Below are 22,094 nucleotides of genomic sequence, written 5' to 3'. Positions count from 1 at the left end.
TCACTGAGCGTCGTTGGTTTTCTCTGCGGTGCTGTCGGCGAGCCTGTTGGGCATGGACGCCAGCGACTTCAGCAGCGAGGGATCCTTCAGCACCTTGCTGATCAGTTCCTCCGCACCCTGCTTGCCATCCATGTACGACAGCAGGTTGTGCAACTGGGTACGGGCTTCCAGCATGGAGTTGAGGGCCCCCACCTTCCGCGCGATCGCGGCAGGGGAAAAATCGTCCATGCTTTCGAAGGTCAGGTCGATGTGCAGCCGGCCGTCGCCCGTGAGGGTGTTGGGCACGTTGAACGAAACACGCGGCTTGATCGACTTCATCCGCGCATCGAAGTTGTCGATGTCGATGTCGAGGAACTTGCGATCGGCGATCTCGGGCAAGGGATCGACGGGCTTGCCGGAAAGATCCGCCATCACCCCCATGACGAACGGTATCTGGACCTTCTTTTCGGACCCATAGATTTCCACGTCGTATTCGATCTGCACGCGGGGTGCACGATTGCGGGCAATGAACTTCTGACCGCTTTTGCCGGTCTTGCTTAAGGTCACCATATTGAACTCTTCTCTCTCATAAAGCTAAAAACAGAGATCGGTCGACATCTGCCGCATCGCATCCCGCGCATACGAGACTCCCACCGCCTCCCCAGTCTGCGGAACAAGTATCCGCCAGCATCAAAACACCGCTGTTACATTTCGTTTTCCAAATCACGAAGACTGCTGCGCGCCCGTGATGGTCTCGACCTGATGGACACTGTCCGGCGACAGTTCGCGCAGGATGTCGAGAAAATTCAGCCCCATCAGCCTGGCTGCGCGCCGGATCAGCAGAGGCGCGGGATTGGTGGGCTCCGTGCGTTCCAGGAAGGCCGCCACTTCGAGAAGCTGGGCCATCGCATCGTCCCGCGTCCGCAGTCCGGCAGCCCGGACCACCACCACGCCTGCGCCACCATCCGGCATCTGCGGCACGCCGGCCTCTGCCACTCCATGGCCCTCCTCCACCGGGACGGCCACGTGCCCCACGGCCATGGCGCTGTGCGGAACCAGGTCGTTCAAGGCCACGAGCAATGACTGGAACTGATCCATGTCGGGCAACTGGCTGGGTCCGAGCTTCTCCCGAAGAATCGCCTGCAGGCTGCGCACGGCCTCGCAGGCCGCGGTCCAGGCCCGGAGCGATTCATCGCCCTGCTGCCAGGCCTGGGCCAGAGCGATGCGCAGTTGATCCAGCGAAACCTTGGTGCCCCCCTCGCTGGTCATGCCGCGTGCCACCGCCTCTGCGTCGCGCACGGTGATGGTGCCGGCCGGCAGGCGGACAAAATCCTGCTGCCGCAGGTCCCTCAACTGGCCAGTGATCTCGTTGAGGGACGCCACCGCATTCATGCGCATGAAGTGGTCGCCATCCTCCGGTAGCGGGTGCAGTTCGTCCCAATGGCGGGCGAACATGCCGGCCATCAGCTGTACCCCCTTGGACATGCCGCGCACCCCCTGGATGTTGGTCAGGGCTCGGCAGAGCAGCGCCACGACGCGAACGTCCTTGGTACGCACCAGCAATGCGGCGGCGCGCCGCTCCACGTCCCGCCAATCCGGCGGCTCCGCCGGTATGACCGTCTCGCCGAACTGCTGCTCCGGCTTGCCGCTGGCGGCATTCTCGAGCGCGAGGAACTCGGCGTCATAGGTCAGATCCTGGCCGCAGGGTGGAGTATCCGCAGTGGGTTCAAGAAGCGCTTCGATATCCATCATGATCTTTGTCGGTCCATGCCGCCATGCGGGCAGGGCACGATGCATGGCTCACGCATGCGATGCCCCGCCAAAAAGCCGCACGAAGAGGCTCTCGTTCGGGGCCCCCCAGTGCTCGCAACTTCGCCCCTCTCCCCCCTGGGTGGGCCACCACACACTCGCGGGCTGCCCCGCCCGCAGGATCTCTCGGCCCCGGGCAAACGATGCGGCCCCATCGCCATGGGCCGCTCCCATGCCCAGATCCGCCAGGATGTTGGCCATCGTGCCGCCCTGCCCCTTGGCGGGGGCTGGCGCGAAAGGCCACGGCAGACGGGAGAGGCGATCGTCCAAGGCATCCGCCGGCAATGCAAGCCGCCGGGCATCGATCACCGCATTGCCGGCCTCCGAGAAGAATCGGCTCAGCACACCATCGGCCTCCAGCACCTGCTGCGGTCCTTCCGCGACCGCCAGCACGGTCAAGGGATAGCAGCGCCCGACACGATCGATGCTCGGTGCCAGGATGCCGCAGGAGGAAGCCGTCGCCTTGCCCTCGCACGCCACGAAAGACCAGAGAGGCGCCTGGGTGAATGTCCGCTCCCAATCGCCTTGCGCCGTGGACTTGAGATGCCCGAGTCCGTGGCTCAGCCACTCGTCCCATTGGTCGCTCATGGCCCGCGGCATGCGCCGCCCGACGAAATCCCCCTGCCCCGGAAGCTTGCCAAACCACGCGATCCGGGGTCGCTCCCGAAACGATGGCATCAAAGATTGCCAGGACACTCGAACTCCTCCATGGCTTTCAGACGGAACGGATTGAATACGCTACCGGAGGTAACCTCGAAGCGCATCTTGCGCCCGCCGATGTCAAACGCCGCGACGAAGCGCTCGGGGGCATTGCCGGGCAGCACCTGTGCCCGGTCGAAAAACCGATGCAAGGCCCAAGGCCCTTCCGTGACGAGCCCCGTGTTCTCCGCGCCGGCCACGGTGATCTGCAGGCGCACCTGCCCCGTGCCCCGCGTACCGGGCCAGGTCATCGACTTGGGAATCTGCGGTCCATGCTGATAGCGCAGCACCTCGCCATCGATATCGAGCACCATCTGTGAAATGGAAGCATCCATTTCCAGGGGCTTGATGTCGAGGCGCATCGAAGGCACCTTGCCCCCCGCCCGGAAATACACGTCACGGATGGTCGCCGCGCGCTGGAACGAAGCCAATGCCGCGGACCCCCCGACGGGCGTGCCATCCACCCCCTGCCTGAACCTCCAGGGCGTGGTCGAGATATCGACCATGGATTGCAGATTGGTCCGGAAGAATTCATCCATCATTCCGCCGGAAGCAAACAGGCTGGCGAAATCATCGGTCGTCACATCGCTGGCGGAACCCTTGGTGAAGGGATAGCGGCCCACGACCGCTCGGCGACAGAAAGCGCCGATCGTGGCATTGAGATTGCCGCCCACCGTCGCGCGCACATCGCGCCCGACCAGCGCAGATGTGGATGAGGCCAACTCCTCATACATGGAGTTGAGCGGCGGAGGCACCCGCTTGGCCTCCATGCGCACCCGCTCGAGCGCAGGCGCCAGCGATGGCGGCACAGCGCCACCCGCGCTGACCTGCTGCCTCGCAGAAGAAATGACGGCAGCGGCCTCGTTCAACACCTGCAGGCTGGCGGTGACGGGTGCCGGCCCCGACCCGTTGGAAGTGGCCAGACGACGGTACTCCCGAAAGCGGAAATCGACGAGGTCCGCCTCCAGCGTGGTGCTGGCCGCCAGCCCCGCGACGTTCACCCGCTTTCCGGTCAGGCGGCTGAGCTGCTCCTGCTCTTCCTTGATCCGGTTGATCTTTTCTCCCAGCCAACTGCTCGTGCCGCCCCCCGATCCCGGTTTCTGCGCCAGGGTGGTTTCCTTCGCCACGGCGCGGATGAACTGCTCGAGACTCGAATTGGCCGAGGAATACAGGCGGGCCTGTTCGCCGGCCTGGTCCAGCGAACCGATGCGCACGGGACGCACATCCGCCAGGAAGTCTTCCCAGACCTTGGCGTATTCCATGAGGTACAGGCGCCTCACCTCCTGCGCGAGCTGCCCGGTCATCACCTCGTTGGCGACGCTGCGCTGGCCTTCCGTCTTGCCCAACACCCACGTCTCCTCCTGGGCGAGCAGCGACGTGACCTTCGGCAATTCATGCGAGAAAACGCCGTAATACCCGTCATAGGTGAAAAGCCCCGAAATCCCCTGGGTGAGGGGCCGGCCGCTGCGCCGCGAAAACACCTGCGGCGCTTCGGGACCACTGGCACGCACCACGGTGAAATCCGGTGGCAGCGAGGTTCCCGTGGTCAACAACTGCTTGAGCCGGCTGTAAGCCCTCTGCGCAGGAGATAGTTGGGCAAGGCGCTGGCGGACCTCAGAGACCAGTTGCTGATCCATCGGGATCGGCGAAACCAGGGCCCGGTCCTCCATGAGCCGGTCAAGATGGTGCGCCAGCTGGTCCACCACGCCCGACTGGACCAGGGCGGGCGGCAAGGTGGATTCCCACTCATTCAACATCCAGGCCTTCACGACGCGGGGATTGAAACGCTCGGGCTCATAGAGCATCAGGTACACCTTGAGCGCTTCGTAGCTCGCCTCCGGATTCGCGCTCGAGGCCTGCTGCAGCGAGGTTCGCAAATGCCGGGCCAGGCGAGGCAGCCAGGCATCTTCCAGCAGTCGCATGTACGTGGCGTCGGTCGCCGCCTGGACCTTGGGTACCTGCAGAAGGCCGTAGCGCCAGCTCAGCGGCGGAGAGTCGTCGGTATAGCGTTGGCTCACGGCCAGCGCCTCCGCATGGTTGAGCAATGGCAGCAGCGCCACCATGTTCTCCGGGTCTGCGTCGCGCGATTCCTCCACGGCCTGCTTGAGCGCCGGCACCTTCGACTGCACTTCAGCGAGGTACTTCAGGTTGTTGTCATGGCTGACCATCCAGGCGATCGTGGCCCCCGCCAACCCCAATGCCAGCCCCAGGAAGCCTGCGATCTGCAGCAACCGCAGTTGCCGCTCTTTCTTGGCATTGCGGCCCGTGAGCCCTGCCTCGTTGAAGATGACGCCCTTGAGCAGCGTCTCGATGAAATAGCTCTTGCCGGATCGGGGCTCGGACGCGGACGCAGCAGGCGACGACACCGAGAATCGGCGAGACAGCGCGGACAGAACGCGATCGAAGGGCATGCCCTCCTGCGTGCCGCTGGTGAAATACACGCCCCGGAAGAGCGGCTTCTCCTTGAAACGCGACGACGCAAAGATCGTCGAAAGCGTCTGCTGGACCACGTCGCGCAGCCCCACGAACTGCTGAGGCAGCCCATAGATCAGGCCACGCCGGGCCAGATCCGGCTCCACCAGCAGTCGCTGCGGCAACAACCGATTGAATTGCTCCGTGAGCGCGTCGAACTCTTTCCGGAACAGCAATCCCGGATCGTCCTGGACCGCCCCCTCCACGTAGGAATCGGTGAAGCCCCAGACCTGGGCGCGCTCCTCGCGCGTCATGTTGCCGAAGAATTCATTGAAGCCCGCGAGCAAGTCCGTCTTCGTGACGAGCACATACACCGGAAACTTGATGGCCAACCCCTCGCACAGCTCCGCAAGGCGCAATCCGATCAGTCGGGCCAGCCGCTCGCGCTCCGCATCGCTGCCACTCAGCAACTCCTGCACGCTGAGCGTGACGAGGACACCGTTGATCGGCTGGCGCCCTCTGAACCGCCGCAGCAAATCCAGGAATCCCGACCATGCAGCGCCATCCTGCGCCGCATCGCTCTCCTGCGTGGTGTAGCGCCCTGCCGTGTCCAACAGCACGGCCTGGTCGGTGAACCACCAGTCGCAATTGCGCGTGCCGCCAACGCCGCGTATCGACGCCTTGCCGAACTGGGCGGCCAGCGGAAATTCCAGCCCCGAGTTCACCAATGCCGTGGTTTTTCCGGACCCTGGCGAGCCGATGATGAGATACCAGGGCAACTGGTACACATACCGCCGCGTGAGCCGGCCCAGCCAGCCCTGCTCGGTTTGCCCGAATCGCGTCTTACCGAGGACGTCGATGGCCTCCTTGAAGCGCTTTTCCAGCTCGGCCACTTCTTCCTTGCCGGGACCGGCATCCGGCGCGGCAGCATCCGAAGCACCGAAACGGGCGAGCTGCCCCAGCAGGCGGGCATTCATCTGCTTGGCACGCCACCACTGGATGAACAGCTTGATGAACCAGATCGCGAAAAGCGCGACGATGATCCAGGCCCGGACAGCCTCGCTTTCGAGCGGCTGATAGGGCTTGATATAGACCAGCGGACCGACGAACCAGATCAGCAGGCTGAGCAATACCAGGCCGCACAGAACCAGCGTGAACCGGTTGAAGAAGAAAGAGAAAATCTTGCGCAGCATGTTCTAGTTCTTGGTGTTGCTGTTCACCGCTGCCCCGCCAGGCGCCGGGCCGGGAGTGAGCTGCAATTCGGCGTCGCGCGCCTGGGGAGGAACCAGCAGGATGATTTCCACCCGCCGGTTCAGGGCCCGCCCTTCCGGCGTGGTGTTGGGTGCGATCGGATCGCTCTCCGCACGCCCCTCGGCACGCAGGCGCTGTCCGTCCGTGATCGTGCGCTGGAGCATGGAGGCCACGGCCAGCGCGCGCTCCTGCGAAAGGTGCCAGTTGGAAGGAAAGCGTGCCGTCCGGATGGGCGTGTTGTCGCTGTAGCCGTTGACGACGACCTTGCCGGACACCTCGTTGAGGGCCGTGGCGATCCGCTGGATCACGGCGACATAGCGCGGCTTCACCTCGGTGGAGGCGGGGTCGAACAAACCATCTCCCCGCAATGTGACGACGCTGCGGTCGGCCTGGTCGTTCACCTCCACCAGCCCTTCGCGAATCTCCGGCTCCAGGAATTGCCTCAAGCGCGGCTTGGGCGCGGCGACCACCGCGGTCGGCATCTTCGGCAGCCGGATGCCATTGATCGCGGCAAACAACTCATCGGAACGCGAGGCCAGGCGATAGTTGAACCACAGGAAAATGAGGAACGCGATCAGCAGCGTGACGACCGCTGCCACCCAGAAAGGAACCAGGCTCCACGGGGGCACCGCGGCCCGCTGGACGCCCTTCCAGCGGATGGACATGGCGCCACTGCGATCCCCCCGGGTGCTTTCGATCACTTGCAGCAGGCGGGACTTCAGGCTTTCGAGCTGGCTGCGGCCGTTGTCGATGACGTGGTAGCGCCCCTCGAACCCGAGCATCAGACAGAAATACATCAACTCGATCAGGTCGATGTGCTGCTGAGGCGTCTGCACCAGCTTGGATAGCAGTTGGAAGAACTTCTCGCCGCCCCAGGTCTCGTTGTGCAATGCCACGAGCAGGCTGTATTGGGGCCATACGCCCGAGCCGCCCCAGGGGGTCTGCGCGGCGGCCTCATCGATCGCCGTGCAGATGCAATAGCGCGCACCGATGATCGTCTCCATCGGGACCCCCGAGGCCCCTGCCCGGCTTTCGAACTGGCGGATGCACTCCAGGAGGTAGTGCTGAAACGCGGACGGATCGGGGTTGGTGGCCATCCTCCGAATCTGGGGGATCAGATTCAGCAAGGTGTTGGCGGCCGCAACGAGCGGATTCCCGCCACTCACGACATCCGGAAGCCCGGACACCTTGGAGAGACCATCCGGCACGGAGCCCGCAGCGCCGGGCATGCCGGCCGCATTCGATGGCGCATTCTGCGCAGCCCGCTGCCCTTGATTTTCTGCAGCAAAGACGTTGACGGAGTTTTGCATCGGATTCTCCGTTCTCAGCGCCGAATGGCCCACATCTCGAGCTGCAGCTCAGGGAATCCGCCAGAGACATGCAGCGCCAGGCCACCGGAGTTCTGCAACTGGCGCCACAGGTCATGCCCTGTGTCCAGTTCGAAGTATGAATATCCTGCGTGGTAGGGGATCTCGCGCGGCGCCACCGGCAAGGAACGCAAGGGCACACCGGGCAAGTGCAGGTTCACGAGATCGCGGATGCGCTCCACGGGGCCCAGCTTGATCTGCGTCGGGAAATGCGCGCGCAGGAACTCCACGGCGGTCTGGGCATGCACGGCCAGAACGAAGACACAACTCGTCAGCAACTCCGTGCTGGGGATCAGCGCCACATGCACGCCGTACTGGCGCTCCTGGAGCTCGATCTGGATGGCGTTCTGCTCGAGCACGGAAGACAAACCGCGGCGCAACTCCAGCATCAGCGGCAGGAAGCAGCTGCGCAGGTCGTCATGGTCATAGCTGGGCATCGCCGCCGGGCGGCGCTGCTCGCGCGTGAACGTTGCCAACTCTCCCGACATTTTCAGCAGATCGTCGAACAGTCGCTCGGGATGAATGGCACGCACCCGCACCCAGTGCTCGACCGCTGGCTCCCACCGGTTCAGGAACTGCAGCATCAGGAAGTCGCCGACCTCGCCCACGCCGCCACGCCCTGGCTGGCTGAGACGCTCTTCCAGCGCAGCCCCCCGTTGGCGCAGCAGGCCGAACAGTTCACGGCAAAAGACGGCCAGCCCCGAGATTTCGGAGTTGTTGACGACCGTGGGAATGAACGACGGGTCCAGCAGCAGCGAACCATCCGCGCGGCGCTCCACCACCTGCACCAGGGGCAAGCTGACCCAGCCATCCGTCACATCAGGGGCGGGCCGCAGCGCCAGCTGGATCTGCCCCACCTGCACTTCGGCGGGCTGTGCACCCACGTCGTTCACGTCGGCCACCTCCGCCACCTGCGCCGCGTAACGCACAGGGCCTGCACCCGCCGTGCCCAGCGTCACCTCAGCCCCGGCCCTGCGCCGCATCGGCAAAGCGAGATGGATGACCGTGTCTTTCACGTCCTTGCCGATGGCCAACGCGGCAGGAAGCTCATCGTGGTGAGGAAAGCTGAAGGGAGTGCCATCGGGCAATACGCCTTCCGCGGACAGCAGACCGACCTTGCCGAGCGCCAGCAACTCGGTATCCAGGACCAGCTTGGAAAATCCCCAGAAGAAAAACTGCGCGGGCAACGCGCGGGACTGCACCAGGAAATCGGTAAAACGATCCTGTTGCTGAAAATGCTGCGGGCGGAGAAACATGCCCTCCGCCCAAACGACCTTGCGCTGCCAAACCATGGTGAGACTTCTGGATTTCGTTCTTATAGGGACTGAATCTTGACGGTGTCCTTGCCCACCGTGATGCGGTACTGGACAGGCTTCAGGCGCTCCGTCTCGCCAAGCCCCCACCATCGCCTGCGCATCTCCACAGAATTGGGGGCACCGATGGTGGCACGCCATGTACTGCGCTCAAGATCCCGATAGCCGGCAAAGACGGCAAACGTCCTGACATCGGCACTCCCCTTGCGCTCGATCGTGCGGCGCTCCCCGGGTTGCAGCAGGATCTCCTCCCGGCGAACGAAGTCGGCACCCAATTGGGTTTCGTCCTTGTCCTGCAGATCGAGGTAGCTGGCACGATCGAATGCAGCCGCGGCACGCAACTCATAGACCCGGATCATGATCGGCTTCGGCGCGCCATGGATATCCGGGTTGATGTCACGGTCCGCCACGATCTCGAACAGGGCCGAGGGCACCGCAGTCGGCGTCTCCTGGGGGCGATTCAGGTTGCTGATCACCCCGCAGCCACTGAGCGCGGTAGCCACGACGGCCGCCGCAGCCACACCCCGACCTCCCCATCCCCGCCGCGTCATGACAATACGGTGCATGTTTCGACTCCCTTGATCCGATAAATAGGCGATGCTGCAGGCCTCGCTCAGGCCGCATCCTCATTGGCGGCGACCCACACAGCCAGTGCGCTGAAGTTGTCCTGGTACGACTTTCCCTGGGCCCGAACCGCAGCCTCCATGTGCTCCAGCCACTCCTGAGGCGTCTGGCTGTGGCGCAAGGCACTCTCCATCTGTTCTTCGTGAAGTCCCTCCCACAGGCCGTCCGAACACAGGAGAAAGGCATCCCCGGCCGCCAGATCCACCGCCTTCGACAGCACCGTGGGCGGAATCTGGGACTCTGCGCCAATGGCTCCGGCCAGAACGCTTCTGTTGGGAAGGCGCCGGGGATCTTCGTTCCGGTAGACACCGGCATGCAGAAGCTGCTGCACGACGCTGTGGTCTTCCGTGATCTGGTGGACCGCCTGTCCCCTGAACCAGTAAAGCCGGGAATCACCCCAATGCGCCCACAGGGCACGCCCCGTCTTCCGGTCGATGCACAGCAGCACGACCGTTGCACTCATGTGCTTGCGGGAAACCGACAGCGGCTGCGCTCCCGCCACCGCATGCTCCGCCAGCGAGATGAGCGATGCCAGGCCCGCCGGCGCGAAAAGGGGGTTGTGGCTGAAACCATCCAGGACCGCGTTCACGGTCATGCGCGCGGCAAGCCCGCCGTGCCCATGCCCTCCCGCGCCATCGGCCAGCACGCAGCACAGCCCGCGGGCCCCAACATCCACCACGCCGAGAAAGTCCTCATTGACTTCCCGCCCCCCCTTTTCCGACATGGAGGCGGCCATGAGCCGGAAGTTGTATTCCTCACCTGCGATGTGAAAAATCACGTTCTGGCCTTTGCTGCCGCTTCGGCGTTCTCATAGGCTTCCAGAAACGCTTGTCCGGAAAAAGCCGCCAGATCGTCCTCGGCCCCACGGCGAATCTCTGCGAAATTCTTTTTGTACTCGTCCCAGAGCGCGGCCTTGCGGCTGGTGGCCGACAATTTGCCGAACACCCCTCCCGTCACATCCGTCCGCCCCTCCAGCTCCGCGGGGTCGAACCGTGCCAATGCTTCCGCATAGGCGGCACGCAGCCCAGCCATCAAGGCAACCTGGTGCACCCGCAGGTCCTCATAGGCCTCCTGCATGGCAGGAATCGGCTTCATGAAGCCGGGAAAGCTCTGCCCGATCATCTGCATGATGACGCCCTCGGGGGTCGGCAAGAACTTCAACGGGTTGTTGGCGCCCGAGGCGATGATGGTCACGCCCGCGCGGAACTCCCGCTTGATTTCCGACCGCGCAGCCAGCAGATCGATCGTTCCCTGCACCGCGACCTGAAACGCTTCACCGAATGAGCGCATGAACTCGGGGCTAAGCTTCTGGGGCTCGACCTTCTTCGGAAGAACCCCCGCCCCTTCCAGGAAGGCCGTGATCAGCGACTGCAATTCGGCAGGAGACGCGGACTCCAGGTCTGGAAGCACAGGAGCGAGAGGAGAGGCGGAGCTTTGCTCCGCAAGAATCGACTTCTGATCAACCGCTTGCCGAGGCATCGGTGCCTGCGGAATATCCTCCGGCTTCGATGCCGAATACCCCTCAGGCAACGTGGATTGCGGCTCGGCCCCCAGGATGCCGACATCCCCCCGGATCACCGGGTGAGCCAGGGCAGGTACCTCGACCTGCCCCGAGGAAGAAGCGCTTGCTTCCGGCCGGGACCAGTCCAGATCACCGCCGGACAGGGATGATGCGCCGAACGAGCCAAGATCCAGACCGTCCACCCGCTGCAGCCCCGTCAAAGGCACGTTCGGCGCCGCCACGGGCGGAGCAACCGGGGATGGCGTCACAGACGCCGCAGCGCCCCCCACGGTCAACGTCTGCATGTTGCGCGGTGCGGCCTCATCGCCGGGAGCGGGCGTGGCGCCCACAGGCAGCGCCGGACCTGTCCGGGTCTCCGTGCCGGGACGCTGCCCCGCCCCCTCGCTCAAGCCCTTGGGCAAACTGAACGATTGCGATAGATCCGACCCCAAGGCGATGGACGCATGCTCAGAACCGGATGGCAACAACGAAGGCGCCGAAGACCCGTCGAAAAGCCGCAACGGATCCAGTTCAGGCCTTGGGTCGAGCCCCTTGGGCAGACCCGTATGCGCCGGGTTGTCCATATCCTCGGTGAACTTCGTGCTCCCTGTGGGCAACGATTGCAGCAGATCGTCGTGGCGCAGATTCGCCACTTCCGAAAGACTCTTGGACTGCAGCCCCCCCGCCCAGACGTCCTTCTTTTCCTCAACGCGGCGCGTGTCGACCGCAAAGAGATCGAAGTCGTCCGGAATCACCAAGGGCCTGGAGGTCACGGGCTTTTCCGGAACAGGCGGTGGTGGCGAAGGCATATTCCCCCTGGCCACGGCAGCACCCTCACCCGGCATGGGCGACGGAAACGCCCCGGCATGTGCGGGTCCCGTCTCGGATGGCACCTCGGGGACAGGCCCGGAAAGACCCGTCTCGCGGGGCAGCTGCGTTGCTGGCGTCCCCGCATCGGCTGCAGGCACTCGACCCAGCATCGCGAAAGGATTTTCCGGTTCATCCGCCATGGCAAGGACCGCCACGTGGCTTGGCGCCGGAACGGAAGGAGGCGGCACAAAGGCCTCTTCCGCAACCACGGCCTCCGGCGCCGGGGGCTGAGCGGGTTCAGCAGGAGCCGGTGCACTCACTTCCGCCACATAGGGAGATCCAGGGATCACGGAGCGCAGGGTGTACGGGCCGACCTGCACCTCATCACCTACCGAAAGACGAACCTCCTCGCCAGAGCGCACTTCACCACCGGCCACGAAGATCGACCGGCGCTCGCACAGATTGGCGATATAGGCGGCCTCGGACTCGATGCGCACCATGGCATGCACGCGTGCGACACCCGCGTCGCCGTCAGGCAAGACGAGCTTGTTCTGGCCACCACGGCCAATGGTTCCGCCCGCAACACCGAACACCGCCGTCCAGAGACGATCAACGTGACCACCCGCCTGGCGGGTCACCCGGAGTTCGACTTTATCCATGTCGGGTGCAGCCCCATCCGTTCATGGAGTCTTCCTCACGGCACGCTTGCCACGTGCCGCAACCGCCGCACGCGCGGCATTGAACTCCTTGCCCCATACGGGATGCCCCCTCTCGACATCGCTCAACTGGAAGTTCGGATCCTGCTGCAAGGCAGACTCGAAATTCTGGCGGCACTGGCGCAGCCGGCCGACAGCGCAGTGGCTGAACGCGATGAATTTGTAGGCTTTGACCTGTGAGGCCAAAGGCAGCTCAGGTGCCGTGCTCAGCGGAGTCAATGCGGCGATGGCCTCGTCGTAACGTCCATCGGCATACACATCCAGCGCCTGCGACAGCGCTTCTTCCTTCAGGGTCGTCGGATCCTTCGGCTTCGATGCCTCTTTCGTTTCGGAACCTGCGGCCGGCTCGGCCGATGCCTGCCCGCCAGCAGCACCCGTCGGCGGAGTCTGGCATGCGCTCAGCAGCCCGCTCAACAGGCACATCCCCACAATGAGCTTCATTCTTGATGCCATGCTCTCCTCGTCAAAAATCGTGACCATCCGTTCACCGTGCAGCCATGAAGCTGCGAACCGCCTCCGCACATCCCCTATCGCCGCGACCTCGGATGCCCCATGGGCCGGCCGCACGACGGGTAGGTCACTCGAACCTGTGCGTCAATACGATGGATTCGCCCCTTTTCACCTGCACCATCCGCGTGATCGTCTCAGATGCCGGGTTGGATATCTCGATCCGGTGGAACCCCTCCGACAGCGTGAGCTGGGTCAGCGGAGGAGTCGTGCCTGCCGGAACGCGGTCCACCGTCACATTGCCCCACGGCATGATGCGCAATATCACCTTGCCCGTGTTCTCTGCCTCTGCGGCCCGCGATGCGGCACGCTGCGCCCTCGCGGGATCTTCTCCCGGGGGCAACGCCGCCGCTGGCACGGATGCCGCCGCTACAGGCTGCAATGGCAGGGCCGGCGCGGAAGCCGCCGCCGGATGACTTGCCCGCGCCGGTGATTCAACGGCGGCCGCCACTGCAGCGGAGGTCGCCGCCATGGGGACCGATGCGGGCGCACTCAGCGGATCCGCAGCCGTTGCCGCGGATTGCAGCGAACGCGCTGCCAGCCGTGTGAGCGCCTCCTCTGCCTGGAGCCGGTGTGCGCCGTTTGGAAACGCGCCCAGGTAAGCCTGGACGGACTCCACCGTATTGAGGCGCGAGGCAAGCTCCCATTGGCTCGCCTCCTGCACCGCCATCTTCTCCCGGGCAGCAGACTCGCTGGCGGCCTGGACCGTCCACCACACCCCGCCGATCAGGACGAGCACCGCCAAGGCGAGCACCGGGAGCAGCCATGCAGGCCTCTGGGCCGTTTTTTCGCCAGAGGCTCCGCTCGCCTTCGTCGCGGGGGCCTCCTTGCTGCGAGATGACTGCGATCGCCCCTCAACTTTCACAGGGGCCTGGGCCGGAGTGCCCGCGGCAGCTGACGTCCCCACGGAAGAAGGTTCAGGCACCGAAAAAGACGGCCGGGGCGCAACGAGATCGCTCAATGCCCCCGATGCAGTCTCCCGCGCACCACCGCCGACCTCTTCGCCGCGGCCTCCCACCTCTGCCGGCGACGGCAAGTGCGGGGCAACGACATCCGGAGAACGCCGGGCCGCATCGGAAGCCAAGGGGGAAAGCTCCAAGGCGGCCTCGGAAGCCCGAGCCGCCGCATCCGCGCCACCAGCGATGCCAGCCGCTGCATGGGGCCAGGAAATGGTCACCGTCTTGAGCCCCAGCAGATGCCTCAGCTCGGCAATGCTCTGTGGCCGATCCTGTGGCTTGACCGCCAGGGCGCGCTGCACCCCATGCAGGAACTGGGCGCTGAACCCTGGGCAGGTCTCTGGGGTCAGGCTGGTCAACGGATCGTTGATCATGCGCGCCACCGACGTGGCGGGAGGACGGCCGGTGATCGACTGATACAACACCGCACCCAGCTGGTAGATGTCGGTCCATGCACCCTGGGGCATGGCACCGTCGTCCACATACTGCTCGATGGGGGCGAACCCGGGCTTGAGCACCATGGTGAGTGCCTGGGTCATGTCTCCGATGATGCGGCGCGCCGCACCGAAGTCGAGCAGCACGGGCATGCCCGAATCCTGCAGGAAAATATTGTCGGGAGCGATGTCGCGGTGATAGCAATCGGCCGCGTGCAGCATTTCAAGGACATCCAGGATCGGGGCGATGATCGCTGAAAGCCACTGCTCATCCATGGCGTGCTGCTGCCCGAGGAAGGAGCGGAAAGTCTGCCCCTCGTAGTACTGCATGACCATGTAGGCCGTACCGTTGGCCTCGAAGAACCGATAGACGTGGACGAGCGCCGGATGGGAGAACTTGGCCAGCAGCCGGGCTTCGTTGATGAAGCTCCGCAAACCGGCGTCGAATGCTCCCCGATGCTGGGAGCGCACGTGAACCTCGTTGCCCTCCTTGCGGCCGGCGAGCGTCGCGGGCATGTATTCCTTGATCGCCACGACGCGATCCAGGCTCAGGTCCCGCGCCTTGTAGACGATGCCGAATCCGCCCTCTCCGACGACATCGCTCAACCGGTATTCACCGACGTTCGCGCCCGGGCCTAGGCAGTTCGCAGAACCACTGAATTCCTTGTGCATGAGTTCACGCTTCTAAGCACCGCGGGAAACGGCGCGAACGTCGTTGGACTCGACCGACCTCGCTGCCGGGACTTGCCATTCGTCTCGCACATCAAGCGCCAAAGTCAAGGTTCCACTCCCGGGCGGCTATTTTTTAACTGTGTATGAGATGCGCAGTAATAACTGCCATCCGCCGTTGTTTGACATCCACCTGCATCGAGCCGCCCTGAACTCAGCATGTGAGCGCGCAAGTGTAACGGGAACATGTGACACGCCCCACATAACCCTCAAATCGCAAAGAAAAAAGACAATTTGTTTCTTTTGTTTCCCGAGTTAAAACAATGTTGAAACTTGGAGTATTTCCAAACGAGTTGCGCGGCCTCTATGATCGCCGGCGCAATCAGGCTTTCGGAGGAGCCAAATCAGTCATCGTACTTGCGTGACTCTCGGGAGGGGAGTTATGCGGATGCGAAATCCAGGCAGCCACGGCTCCTCATGAAACACCCCGTTTGTCCGATCCACGCCAGTAGCGCCCCGAGTGCGCGGTGGCTCATTTTCATTTCCATGCGCGCATGCGCAGTCAATTAAAAGGAAGCATCCATGTCGGTCGATATGTTCATGAAGGTTGAAGGAGCCAGTGGCGAGTCGCAAGATTCCAACCACAAGGGCTGGACTGACATCCACTCCTTCACCTGGGGCGCCACCCAGCCCAACTCGATGGCCACCGGCAGCGGCGCTGGTGCCGGCAAGGTGACGTTCCATGATCTGAACGTTGTCGCCAAGGTCGACAAATGCTATCCCGCCGTCTTGAAGCACTGCGCCACCGGCAAGCATCTGGGCCAGGTGGAAATCTCGATGTGCAAGGCCGGTGGAACGCAGATCGAATTCGGGAAAATCACCCTGACCGATGTTCTGGTGACCAGCGTGACGGTTCGCGGCACGGACGGCAGCGATGCCGTGCTGGTGGATTACGCATTCCAGGCCGCCAAAATCAAGACCCAATACTGGGAACAGACCAATCAAGGCGGCAAGGGTGCCGAAAGCCAGATGGGCTTCAACATCAAGGAAAACAAGGAAGCGTAAGCTCCCTTACTCCTCGAAAAGCCAGGACGCCGAAACGGCTCCTGGCTTTTTTTATGGCAAGTCTTGATACGTACCGTTACGCGCAAGGCACGAGAAAATCGCCAAATATCGCAGGAATATCATTTTTAGGATTTACATCCACCACAGGTTGCAGATATTCATCCGAATATGATCTTCCGGAGGGCCCGGGCAATACGACCTACATCGCCACCGTACGCATGCACATCCGAAGCCAGTCGAAAGCCCCGAGCGTCGGCCTGTGCAGCAGGCTCTCGCCCTGCATCGCATCCACCTTGTCGAGGATGCGAAGCCCCCCCTGAACGACGAGGCGCAGTTCCCAGCCGACCCGCCCGCTCAGCCGGTGCACCAGCGGCGCCCCCTCCTCCATCATCGACCGGGCCCATGCGGCGCAGTCGGCCACCAGGGCCCGGGCCTCGGGCAGGAGCGGCGAGGACTGGACTGCGGAGCGCTCCACGCGATGCGCGGCCAGATCGGCCTCCGTGAGATAGTGCCGCCCCCGCGGGATATCGACGCTCAGGTCCTGCCAGAAGTTGATGAGCTGCAGGGCGCTGCAGATGGCATCGCTCTGGGCCAGGGCGCGGTCGTCGGCCACCCCGTACAGGTGCAGCAGCAACCGGCCGACCGGATTGGCCGAGCGGCGGCAGTAGTCCAGCAGTTCCGCCCGATCCGCATAGAAGGCCCCCTCGGACGTGCGAACCACGTCCTGGGAGAACGCGCTGAGCAGGTCGGCAAGCAGTGGCACAGGCAGCCGATGGCTGCGCATCGCGCCCTGCAACGGACCGAACACCTGCGCCCATCGGGCCGAGGGCACAGCGCCCGCCGCGACGGCATGCAGCTCGCGCGCATAGGCCTGGAGCGCGGCCAGTCGCTCCACAGCCGTGGCATCCCCTTCGTCCGCGATGTCGTCCGCCGTGCGCGCGAAGGCATAGATGGCGGCGATGGGCTCTCGCAATGCCGGAGGACAGAGCAGCGACGCGACCGGGAAATTCTCGTAGTGCGTGACGGCCTGGGCACGCCGCGGAGGCGGCCCCTCCGGGGCAACTGCTGCGGATTCCGGATGCCCTTTCGCATCGAGGGAGCCCCCATCACCTGCCGCCGGCACACCGCCCGAGGGCGGCGGCAGCGCGGCATGCATTGCGGATGGCGCCGGGGAGCGCGATGCGGAAGGGGGCGGTGCAGGCGATTTCACGGCGCGATTGTCGCTTGACAGTCGCCAAGTGTTTCCCCTAGATTACTAACCAGTCAGTCATTAAAATTCTTCTTTTCCCCGGACACCGACATGCTTCCCCTTGCCCCGCTGCCACAGTCCGCACCGCCACTCCAGCATCAGCCCCTTTGCGGGGCTTTTTCATGGGTGCGCCCCCTCCGGTCGGCCGCCCGTTGGGCCGCAGTGGCCACGGCGATCGCCGCGGTGGCGGCCTGTTCCAAGCAGGAACCGCCGCCCGAGCCCGTGCGCGCGGTCAAGCTGCTCACCGTGGGCACGGGGCCGCTGCACACCCAGCTCGAATACGCGGGCGAGGTCCGCGCTCGCATCGAATCGCGGCTGGGCTTCCGGGTGGCCGGCAAGATCGTCCAGCGGCAGGCGGAAGCGGGGCAGCGCGTGCAGGCCGGCCAGGTGCTCGCGCAGCTCGACCCGCGCGACTACCAACTGTCGGCCGACGCGGCACGCGCGCAGGTGGCGTCCGCCCTCACGCAGCGGGATCTTGCCGCGGCCGATTACCAGCGCTTTTCCGCGCTGAAGGCGCAGAACTTCATCAGCGGCGCGGAGCTGGATCGCCGCTCCGCGACGCTCAAGGCCGCAGAAGCCTCGCTCGACCAGGCCCGCGCGCAGCTCGCGTCGCAGGGCAACCAGGCGGCCTACACGCGACTCGTGGCCGATGCGGCCGGCGTGATCACGGGGATCGATGCGGAGCCGGGCCAGGTGGTGGCCGCCGGCGCGCCGGTGGTCCGGATCGCGCAGGATGGCCCGCGCGACGTGGTGTTCGCGGTGCCCGAGGACAAGATCGCACGCATGCGGACAGGCCAGTCCGTGTCCGTGCGGACCTGGTCGGCCGGCGAGACGCTGCCGGGGCGGGTGCGCGAAGTGGCCGCCAGCGCCGATCCTGCGACGCGCACGTTCCAGATCAAGGTCGCCATCGAGTCGGACACGCCGCCGCCCCTCGGCGCCACGGCTTATGTCATCCCCGCGGCACTGAGCCATGAGGGTGCGCAGGCCATCAAGCTGCCCACGAGCGCCCTGCGCCAGGAGGGTCAGCAGACGGCGGTCTGGGTGTACGAACCTGCCAGCGGCAGCGTGCGCTCGCAGGTGGTGCAGATCGCCACCGCCGACGGCAACGAGGCGGTCGTGGCCTCGGGGCTCACGCCGGGCATGCAGGTGGTGGCGGCCGGCGTGCACGTGCTCTCCCCCGGGCAAAAAGTGCTGGTTTATCAGCCAAAAGACTTCCATGTCGTTGATAAATCTACGCAGAGCGCTACCAATAACATAGCAAACCCCACGGCATCCGCACCGACGGCCGCGGCGTCTGCCCGCTGAAGGCCGGTCCATGGAGCACCAACCGCAACAGCCCCAAGCGGGGTTCAATCTTTCCAAGTGGGCGCTGGACCATCCGGCGCTGACCCGCTACCTCATGGTGGTGCTGATGCTGCTGGGCATCAGCGCCTATTTCCAGCTCGGCCAGGACGAGGACCCGCCCTTCACCTTCCGGGCGATGGTGGTGCGCACCTATTGGCCCGGCGCCACGGCGCAGCAGGTGGCCGAGCAGATCACCGACAAGCTCGAACGCACGCTGCAGGAAGTGCCCTACGCCGACCGCATGCGCAGCTATTCCAAGCCGGGCGAGTCGCAGATCATTTTCGAGATCAAGGACTCCTCGCCTCCCGGCGACGTGGCCGGCGTCTGGTACACGGTGCGCAAGAAGATCGGCGACATGCGCGGCACCCTGCCCCAGGGCATCCAGGGGCCGTTCTTCAACGACGAATTCGGCGACGTGTACGGCGTGATCTACGCGCTGGAAGCGGACGGCTTCAGCTACGCCGAGCTCAAGACCTTCGCCGACGACGTGCGCCAGCAGCTCCTGCGGGTGAAGGACGTGGCCAAAGTGGAGCAGTTCGGCGTCCAGGACGAAAAGCTCTACATCGAGATCTCCCAGAAGCGCCTGGCGCAACTGGGCCTGGACATGAACCAGGTGCTGAACCAGCTGAGCCAGCAGAACGCGGTGGAGAGCGCGGGCACCATCCAGACCCCGCAGGACCAGGTCCAGGTGCGCGTCGCCGGCCAGTTCGGCGCCGTGGAGGAGCTTCGCGCCATGCCGATCCGGGGCGCCTCGGGCGCCCAGCTGCGGCTCGGCGACATCGCCGAGGTGCGGCGCGGCTACGTGGAGCCGCCCGCGATCAAGGTGCGCCACCAGGGGCGCGAGGTGGTCGCGCTGGGCGTCTCGATGGCCAAGGGCGGCGACATCATCCGCCTGGGCAAGGCCCTGCACGAGGCCACGCAGCAGATCGAGAAAACCCTGCCGGTGGGCGTGCGGCTCGTGAACGTGCAGGACCAGCCCAGCGCCGTGTCGTCTTCGGTGAATGAATTCGTCAAGGTGCTCGTCGAGGCCGTGGTGATCGTGCTGGCCGTGAGCTTCCTCAGCCTGGGCATGCACAAGCGGCCCGGCCAGAACCCGCTGTGGCGCCGCTGGACGCTGGACATCCGACCCGGCCTGGTCGTGGGCATCACGATTCCGCTCGTGCTGGCCGTCACCTTCCTGGCCATGTGGTACTGGAACATCGGCCTGCACAAGATCTCGCTCGGCTCGCTCATCATCGCGCTCGGCCTGCTCGTGGACGACGCGATCATCGCGGTCGAGATGATGGTGCGCAAGATGGAGGAAGGCTACGACAAGGTGCGGGCCGCCACCTTCGCCTACGAGATCACCGCCATGCCCATGCTCACGGGCACGCTGATCACCGCGGCGGGCTTCCTGCCCATCGGCATCGCGAAATCGGTCACCGGCGAATACACGTTCGCGATCTTCGCCGTCACCGTGATCGCGCTGGTGCTCTCGTGGATCGTCTCGGTCTATTTCGTGCCCTACCTGGGCACGCTGCTGCTCAAGGCACCGGCACATCCCAAGGCGGAAACCCACCCCGGGCCGGGCAACGAACAGGGCCCCCACGAAGTCTTCGACAGCCCGTTCTACAACGCCTTCCGGCGCACCGTGGATGCCTGCGTGGAGCACCGCTGGATCACCATCGGCCTCACCGTGCTGCTGTTCGTGCTCGGCATCGTGGGCATGGGGCGCGTGCAGCAGCAGTTCTTTCCCGATTCGAGCCGCCCGGAAATCCTCATCGACGCCTGGTTCCCCGAAGGCACGTCCTTCTCCGCCAACGAAGAAGTGCTCAAGCGCATGGAACAGCGCCTGCTGGCCGAGCCCGGCGTCACCTCCGTGAGCACCTGGGTCGGCTCGGGCGTGCCGCGGTTCTACCTGCCGCTCGATCAGGTGTTCCCGCAGACCAACGTGTCGCAGATCATCCTGCTGCCGAAGGGCCTGGCCGAGCGTGAATCGCTGCGCCACAGCCTGCCCGCCGTGCTGGCGCAGGAGTTTCCCGAGGCACGCGCCCGCGTGAAGCTGCTGCCCAACGGCCCGCCCGTGGCGTATCCGGTGCAGTTCCGCGTGATCGGCACCGACCCCGCCACGCTGCGCGTCCGCGCCGACCAGGTGCGCACCATCCTGCGCGAGCATCCCCAGATGCGGGGCGTGAACGACAACTGGAACGAGTCCGTCAAGGTCATGCGGCTGGAGATCGACCAGGACAAGGCCCGCGCGCTGGGCGTGACGAGCCAGTCCATCGCCCAGGCCGCCCGCACGGTGTTCACCGGCACCACCGTGGGTCAGTACCGCGAGGGAGACAAGCTCATCGACATCGTCTTCCGGCAGCCGCCCGACGAGCGGCAGGCCATCACGGACATCGCCAACGCCTACCTGCCCACCGCCTCGGGCCGCTCGATCCCGCTCACGCAGATCGCCAAGCCCGTGTTCACCTGGGAGCCGGGGGTCATGTGGCGCCACAACCGCGAATACGCCATCACCGTGCAAGGCGACGTCATCGAAGGCCTGCAGGGCGCGACCGTGACGCAGGCCCTGCTGCCGGACCTGCGCGCACTGGAGGCGAAATGGCACGCGGCCGGCGAGAACAGCTACCGCATCGAGGTGGCCGGCGCGGTCGAGGAAAGCTCCAAGGGCTCGGCCTCCATCGCCGCGGGCGTGCCGATCATGCTGTTCATCACGTTCACGCTGCTCATGCTCCAGCTGCACAGCTTCAGCCGCGCGGTGCTGGTCTTCCTGACCGGCCCGCTGGGCATCGCGGGCGTGGCCGGCGCCCTGCTGCTGCTCGGCCGCCCGTTCGGGTTCGTCGCGCTGCTGGGCGTCATCGCGCTCATGGGAATGATCCAGCGCAACTCCGTGATCCTCATCGACCAGATCGAGAGCGACCGCTCGCGCGGGGTGCCCGCGTGGGAGGCCATCGTGGAGTCGGCCGTGCGCCGGCTGCGCCCGATCGTGCTCACCGCGGCGGCGGCGGTGCTCGCCATGATCCCCTTGTCGCGCAGCGTTTTCTGGGGGCCGATGGCCGTTGCCATCATGGGCGGACTCATCGTGGCGACGGTGCTCACACTGCTCGCGCTGCCCGCGATGTATGCCGCGTGGTTCAGGGTGCGGCGCCCCTCGCCCCACCATCCGTCCACGGCCTGAGCGGGATGGGTCCGCCGACAAGGTAAAATCGAAGGTTGACCAATTTCACTCGGCGGCGGACCCTGGCGTTCGCCGCTTTTTGTCGGTAGCAACGTTGGAATCGCGCGGGTGGCGAAATTGGTAGACGCACCAGGTTTAGGTCCTGACGCCAGCAATGGTGTGGGGGTTCGAGTCCCCCCCCGCGCACCACACACAACACGGTGAAGCGGTCCCAGCGAATGCACGG

The 22,094-nt window shown here is 65.0% G+C and carries 15 protein-coding genes and 1 tRNA gene; 4 read left to right on the top strand and 12 right to left on the bottom strand.

Annotated features, from left to right (window positions below; all coding sequences use genetic code 11):
• From tssB to AX018_RS04850, 11 genes are all read right to left on the bottom strand, one after another.
• Entirely contained in the window at positions 1 to 549 is a 549-nt protein-coding gene (gene tssB / locus AX018_RS04900; protein ID WP_111876186.1) for a type VI secretion system contractile sheath small subunit, read from the bottom strand.
• A 153-nt stretch (positions 550 to 702) separates the two neighbouring features.
• Positions 703 to 1,731: a type VI secretion system protein TssA gene (tssA, locus tag AX018_RS04895; RefSeq protein WP_111876185.1), complete on the bottom strand. Its 1,029-nt coding sequence runs from the start codon at positions 1,729 to 1,731 to the stop codon at positions 703 to 705.
• A 48-nt stretch (positions 1,732 to 1,779) separates the two neighbouring features.
• The gene (gene tagF, locus AX018_RS04890) at positions 1,780 to 2,466 is read right to left on the bottom strand and encodes a type VI secretion system-associated protein TagF (RefSeq protein WP_111876184.1); all 687 of its coding nucleotides are present in this window, start codon (positions 2,464 to 2,466) and stop codon (positions 1,780 to 1,782) included.
• Positions 2,466 to 6,092: a type VI secretion system membrane subunit TssM gene (tssM, locus tag AX018_RS04885; RefSeq protein WP_111876183.1), complete on the bottom strand. Its 3,627-nt coding sequence runs from the start codon at positions 6,090 to 6,092 to the stop codon at positions 2,466 to 2,468. Before tssM ends, tagF begins: the two co-directional genes overlap by 1 nt.
• Before the next feature lie 3 nt (positions 6,093 to 6,095).
• Positions 6,096 to 7,460: a DotU family type VI secretion system protein gene (locus AX018_RS04880; protein WP_111876182.1), complete on the bottom strand. Its 1,365-nt coding sequence runs from the start codon at positions 7,458 to 7,460 to the stop codon at positions 6,096 to 6,098.
• Positions 7,461 to 7,474: 14 nt separating this feature from the next.
• Positions 7,475 to 8,809, bottom strand: a complete 1,335-nt coding sequence (gene tssK, locus AX018_RS04875; protein ID WP_111876181.1) for a type VI secretion system baseplate subunit TssK — start codon at positions 8,807 to 8,809, stop codon at positions 7,475 to 7,477.
• A 23-nt stretch (positions 8,810 to 8,832) separates the two neighbouring features.
• Positions 8,833 to 9,396 carry a type VI secretion system lipoprotein TssJ gene (gene tssJ, locus AX018_RS04870; RefSeq protein WP_111876180.1) on the bottom strand — a complete coding sequence of 188 codons (564 nt, stop codon included), beginning with the start codon at positions 9,394 to 9,396 and terminating at the stop codon, positions 8,833 to 8,835.
• 47 nt (positions 9,397 to 9,443) lie between these two features.
• The gene (locus AX018_RS04865) at positions 9,444 to 10,232 is read right to left on the bottom strand and encodes a PP2C family protein-serine/threonine phosphatase (RefSeq protein ID WP_111876179.1); all 789 of its coding nucleotides are present in this window, start codon (positions 10,230 to 10,232) and stop codon (positions 9,444 to 9,446) included.
• Complete coding sequence (gene tagH, locus AX018_RS04860; protein WP_111876178.1) at positions 10,229 to 12,424, bottom strand: type VI secretion system-associated FHA domain protein TagH; 2,196 nt, start codon at positions 12,422 to 12,424, stop codon at positions 10,229 to 10,231. Before tagH ends, AX018_RS04865 begins: the two co-directional genes overlap by 4 nt.
• A gap of 21 nt (positions 12,425 to 12,445) precedes the next feature.
• Positions 12,446 to 12,922: a TssQ family T6SS-associated lipoprotein gene (locus tag AX018_RS04855; RefSeq protein WP_245951432.1), complete on the bottom strand. Its 477-nt coding sequence runs from the start codon at positions 12,920 to 12,922 to the stop codon at positions 12,446 to 12,448.
• Between the two features lie 136 nt (positions 12,923 to 13,058).
• Entirely contained in the window at positions 13,059 to 15,050 is a 1,992-nt protein-coding gene (locus AX018_RS04850) for a serine/threonine protein kinase (protein WP_111876177.1), read from the bottom strand.
• Positions 15,051 to 15,629: 579 nt separating this feature from the next.
• On the opposite strand from AX018_RS04850, the gene AX018_RS04845 reads away from it, so the two are divergent.
• Entirely contained in the window at positions 15,630 to 16,112 is a 483-nt protein-coding gene (locus tag AX018_RS04845; RefSeq protein ID WP_111876176.1) for an Hcp family type VI secretion system effector, read from the top strand.
• 199 nt (positions 16,113 to 16,311) lie between these two features.
• Here the strand turns inward: AX018_RS04845 and hpnC are convergent, their stop codons facing one another.
• A complete protein-coding gene (gene hpnC, locus AX018_RS04840) occupies positions 16,312 to 17,268 on the bottom strand; it encodes a squalene synthase HpnC (RefSeq protein ID WP_111876175.1) in 957 nt (318 codons plus the stop codon).
• A gap of 144 nt (positions 17,269 to 17,412) precedes the next feature.
• On the opposite strand from hpnC, the gene AX018_RS04835 reads away from it, so the two are divergent.
• The 3 genes from AX018_RS04835 (at position 17,413) to AX018_RS04825 (ending at position 22,057) form a co-directional block, all read left to right on the top strand.
• A complete protein-coding gene (locus AX018_RS04835) occupies positions 17,413 to 18,666 on the top strand; it encodes an efflux RND transporter periplasmic adaptor subunit (RefSeq protein ID WP_111876174.1) in 1,254 nt (417 codons plus the stop codon).
• 10 nt (positions 18,667 to 18,676) lie between these two features.
• A complete protein-coding gene (locus AX018_RS04830) occupies positions 18,677 to 21,868 on the top strand; it encodes an efflux RND transporter permease subunit (RefSeq protein WP_111876173.1) in 3,192 nt (1,063 codons plus the stop codon).
• Between the two features lie 102 nt (positions 21,869 to 21,970).
• Positions 21,971 to 22,057: transfer RNA gene (locus tag AX018_RS04825), tRNA-Leu, on the top strand.
• Positions 22,058 to 22,094 lie beyond the last annotated feature (37 nt).

Origin of the sequence: Paracidovorax anthurii (genome assembly GCF_003269065.1) — a bacterium.
In the GTDB taxonomy this organism is placed as follows: Bacteria; Pseudomonadota; Gammaproteobacteria; order Burkholderiales; family Burkholderiaceae_C; genus Paracidovorax; species Paracidovorax anthurii.
This window is presented reverse-complemented; position numbering and strand designations above follow the sequence as displayed.

Bases quoted from the DNA above. Each gene is read 5' to 3' on its own strand.
- tssB (WP_111876186.1), bottom strand. From the start codon at position 549: ATGGTGACCTTAAGCAAGACCGGCAAAAGCGGTCAGAAGTTCATTGCC.
- tssA (WP_111876185.1), bottom strand. From the start codon at position 1,731: ATGATGGATATCGAAGCGCTTCTTGAACCCACTGCGGATACTCCACCC.
- tagF (WP_111876184.1), bottom strand. From the start codon at position 2,466: ATGCCATCGTTTCGGGAGCGACCCCGGATCGCGTGGTTTGGCAAGCTT.
- tssM (WP_111876183.1), bottom strand. From the start codon at position 6,092: ATGCTGCGCAAGATTTTCTCTTTCTTCTTCAACCGGTTCACGCTGGTT.
- AX018_RS04880 (WP_111876182.1), bottom strand. From the start codon at position 7,460: ATGCAAAACTCCGTCAACGTCTTTGCTGCAGAAAATCAAGGGCAGCGG.
- tssK (WP_111876181.1), bottom strand. From the start codon at position 8,809: ATGGTTTGGCAGCGCAAGGTCGTTTGGGCGGAGGGCATGTTTCTCCGC.
- tssJ (WP_111876180.1), bottom strand. From the start codon at position 9,396: ATGCACCGTATTGTCATGACGCGGCGGGGATGGGGAGGTCGGGGTGTG.
- tagH (WP_111876178.1), bottom strand. From the start codon at position 12,424: ATGGATAAAGTCGAACTCCGGGTGACCCGCCAGGCGGGTGGTCACGTT.
- AX018_RS04855 (WP_245951432.1), bottom strand. From the start codon at position 12,922: ATGAAGCTCATTGTGGGGATGTGCCTGTTGAGCGGGCTGCTGAGCGCA.
- AX018_RS04850 (WP_111876177.1), bottom strand. From the start codon at position 15,050: ATGCACAAGGAATTCAGTGGTTCTGCGAACTGCCTAGGCCCGGGCGCG.
- AX018_RS04845 (WP_111876176.1), top strand. From the start codon at position 15,630: ATGTCGGTCGATATGTTCATGAAGGTTGAAGGAGCCAGTGGCGAGTCG.
- hpnC (WP_111876175.1), bottom strand. From the start codon at position 17,268: ATGCATGCCGCGCTGCCGCCGCCCTCGGGCGGTGTGCCGGCGGCAGGT.
- AX018_RS04835 (WP_111876174.1), top strand. From the start codon at position 17,413: ATGCTTCCCCTTGCCCCGCTGCCACAGTCCGCACCGCCACTCCAGCAT.
- AX018_RS04830 (WP_111876173.1), top strand. From the start codon at position 18,677: ATGGAGCACCAACCGCAACAGCCCCAAGCGGGGTTCAATCTTTCCAAG.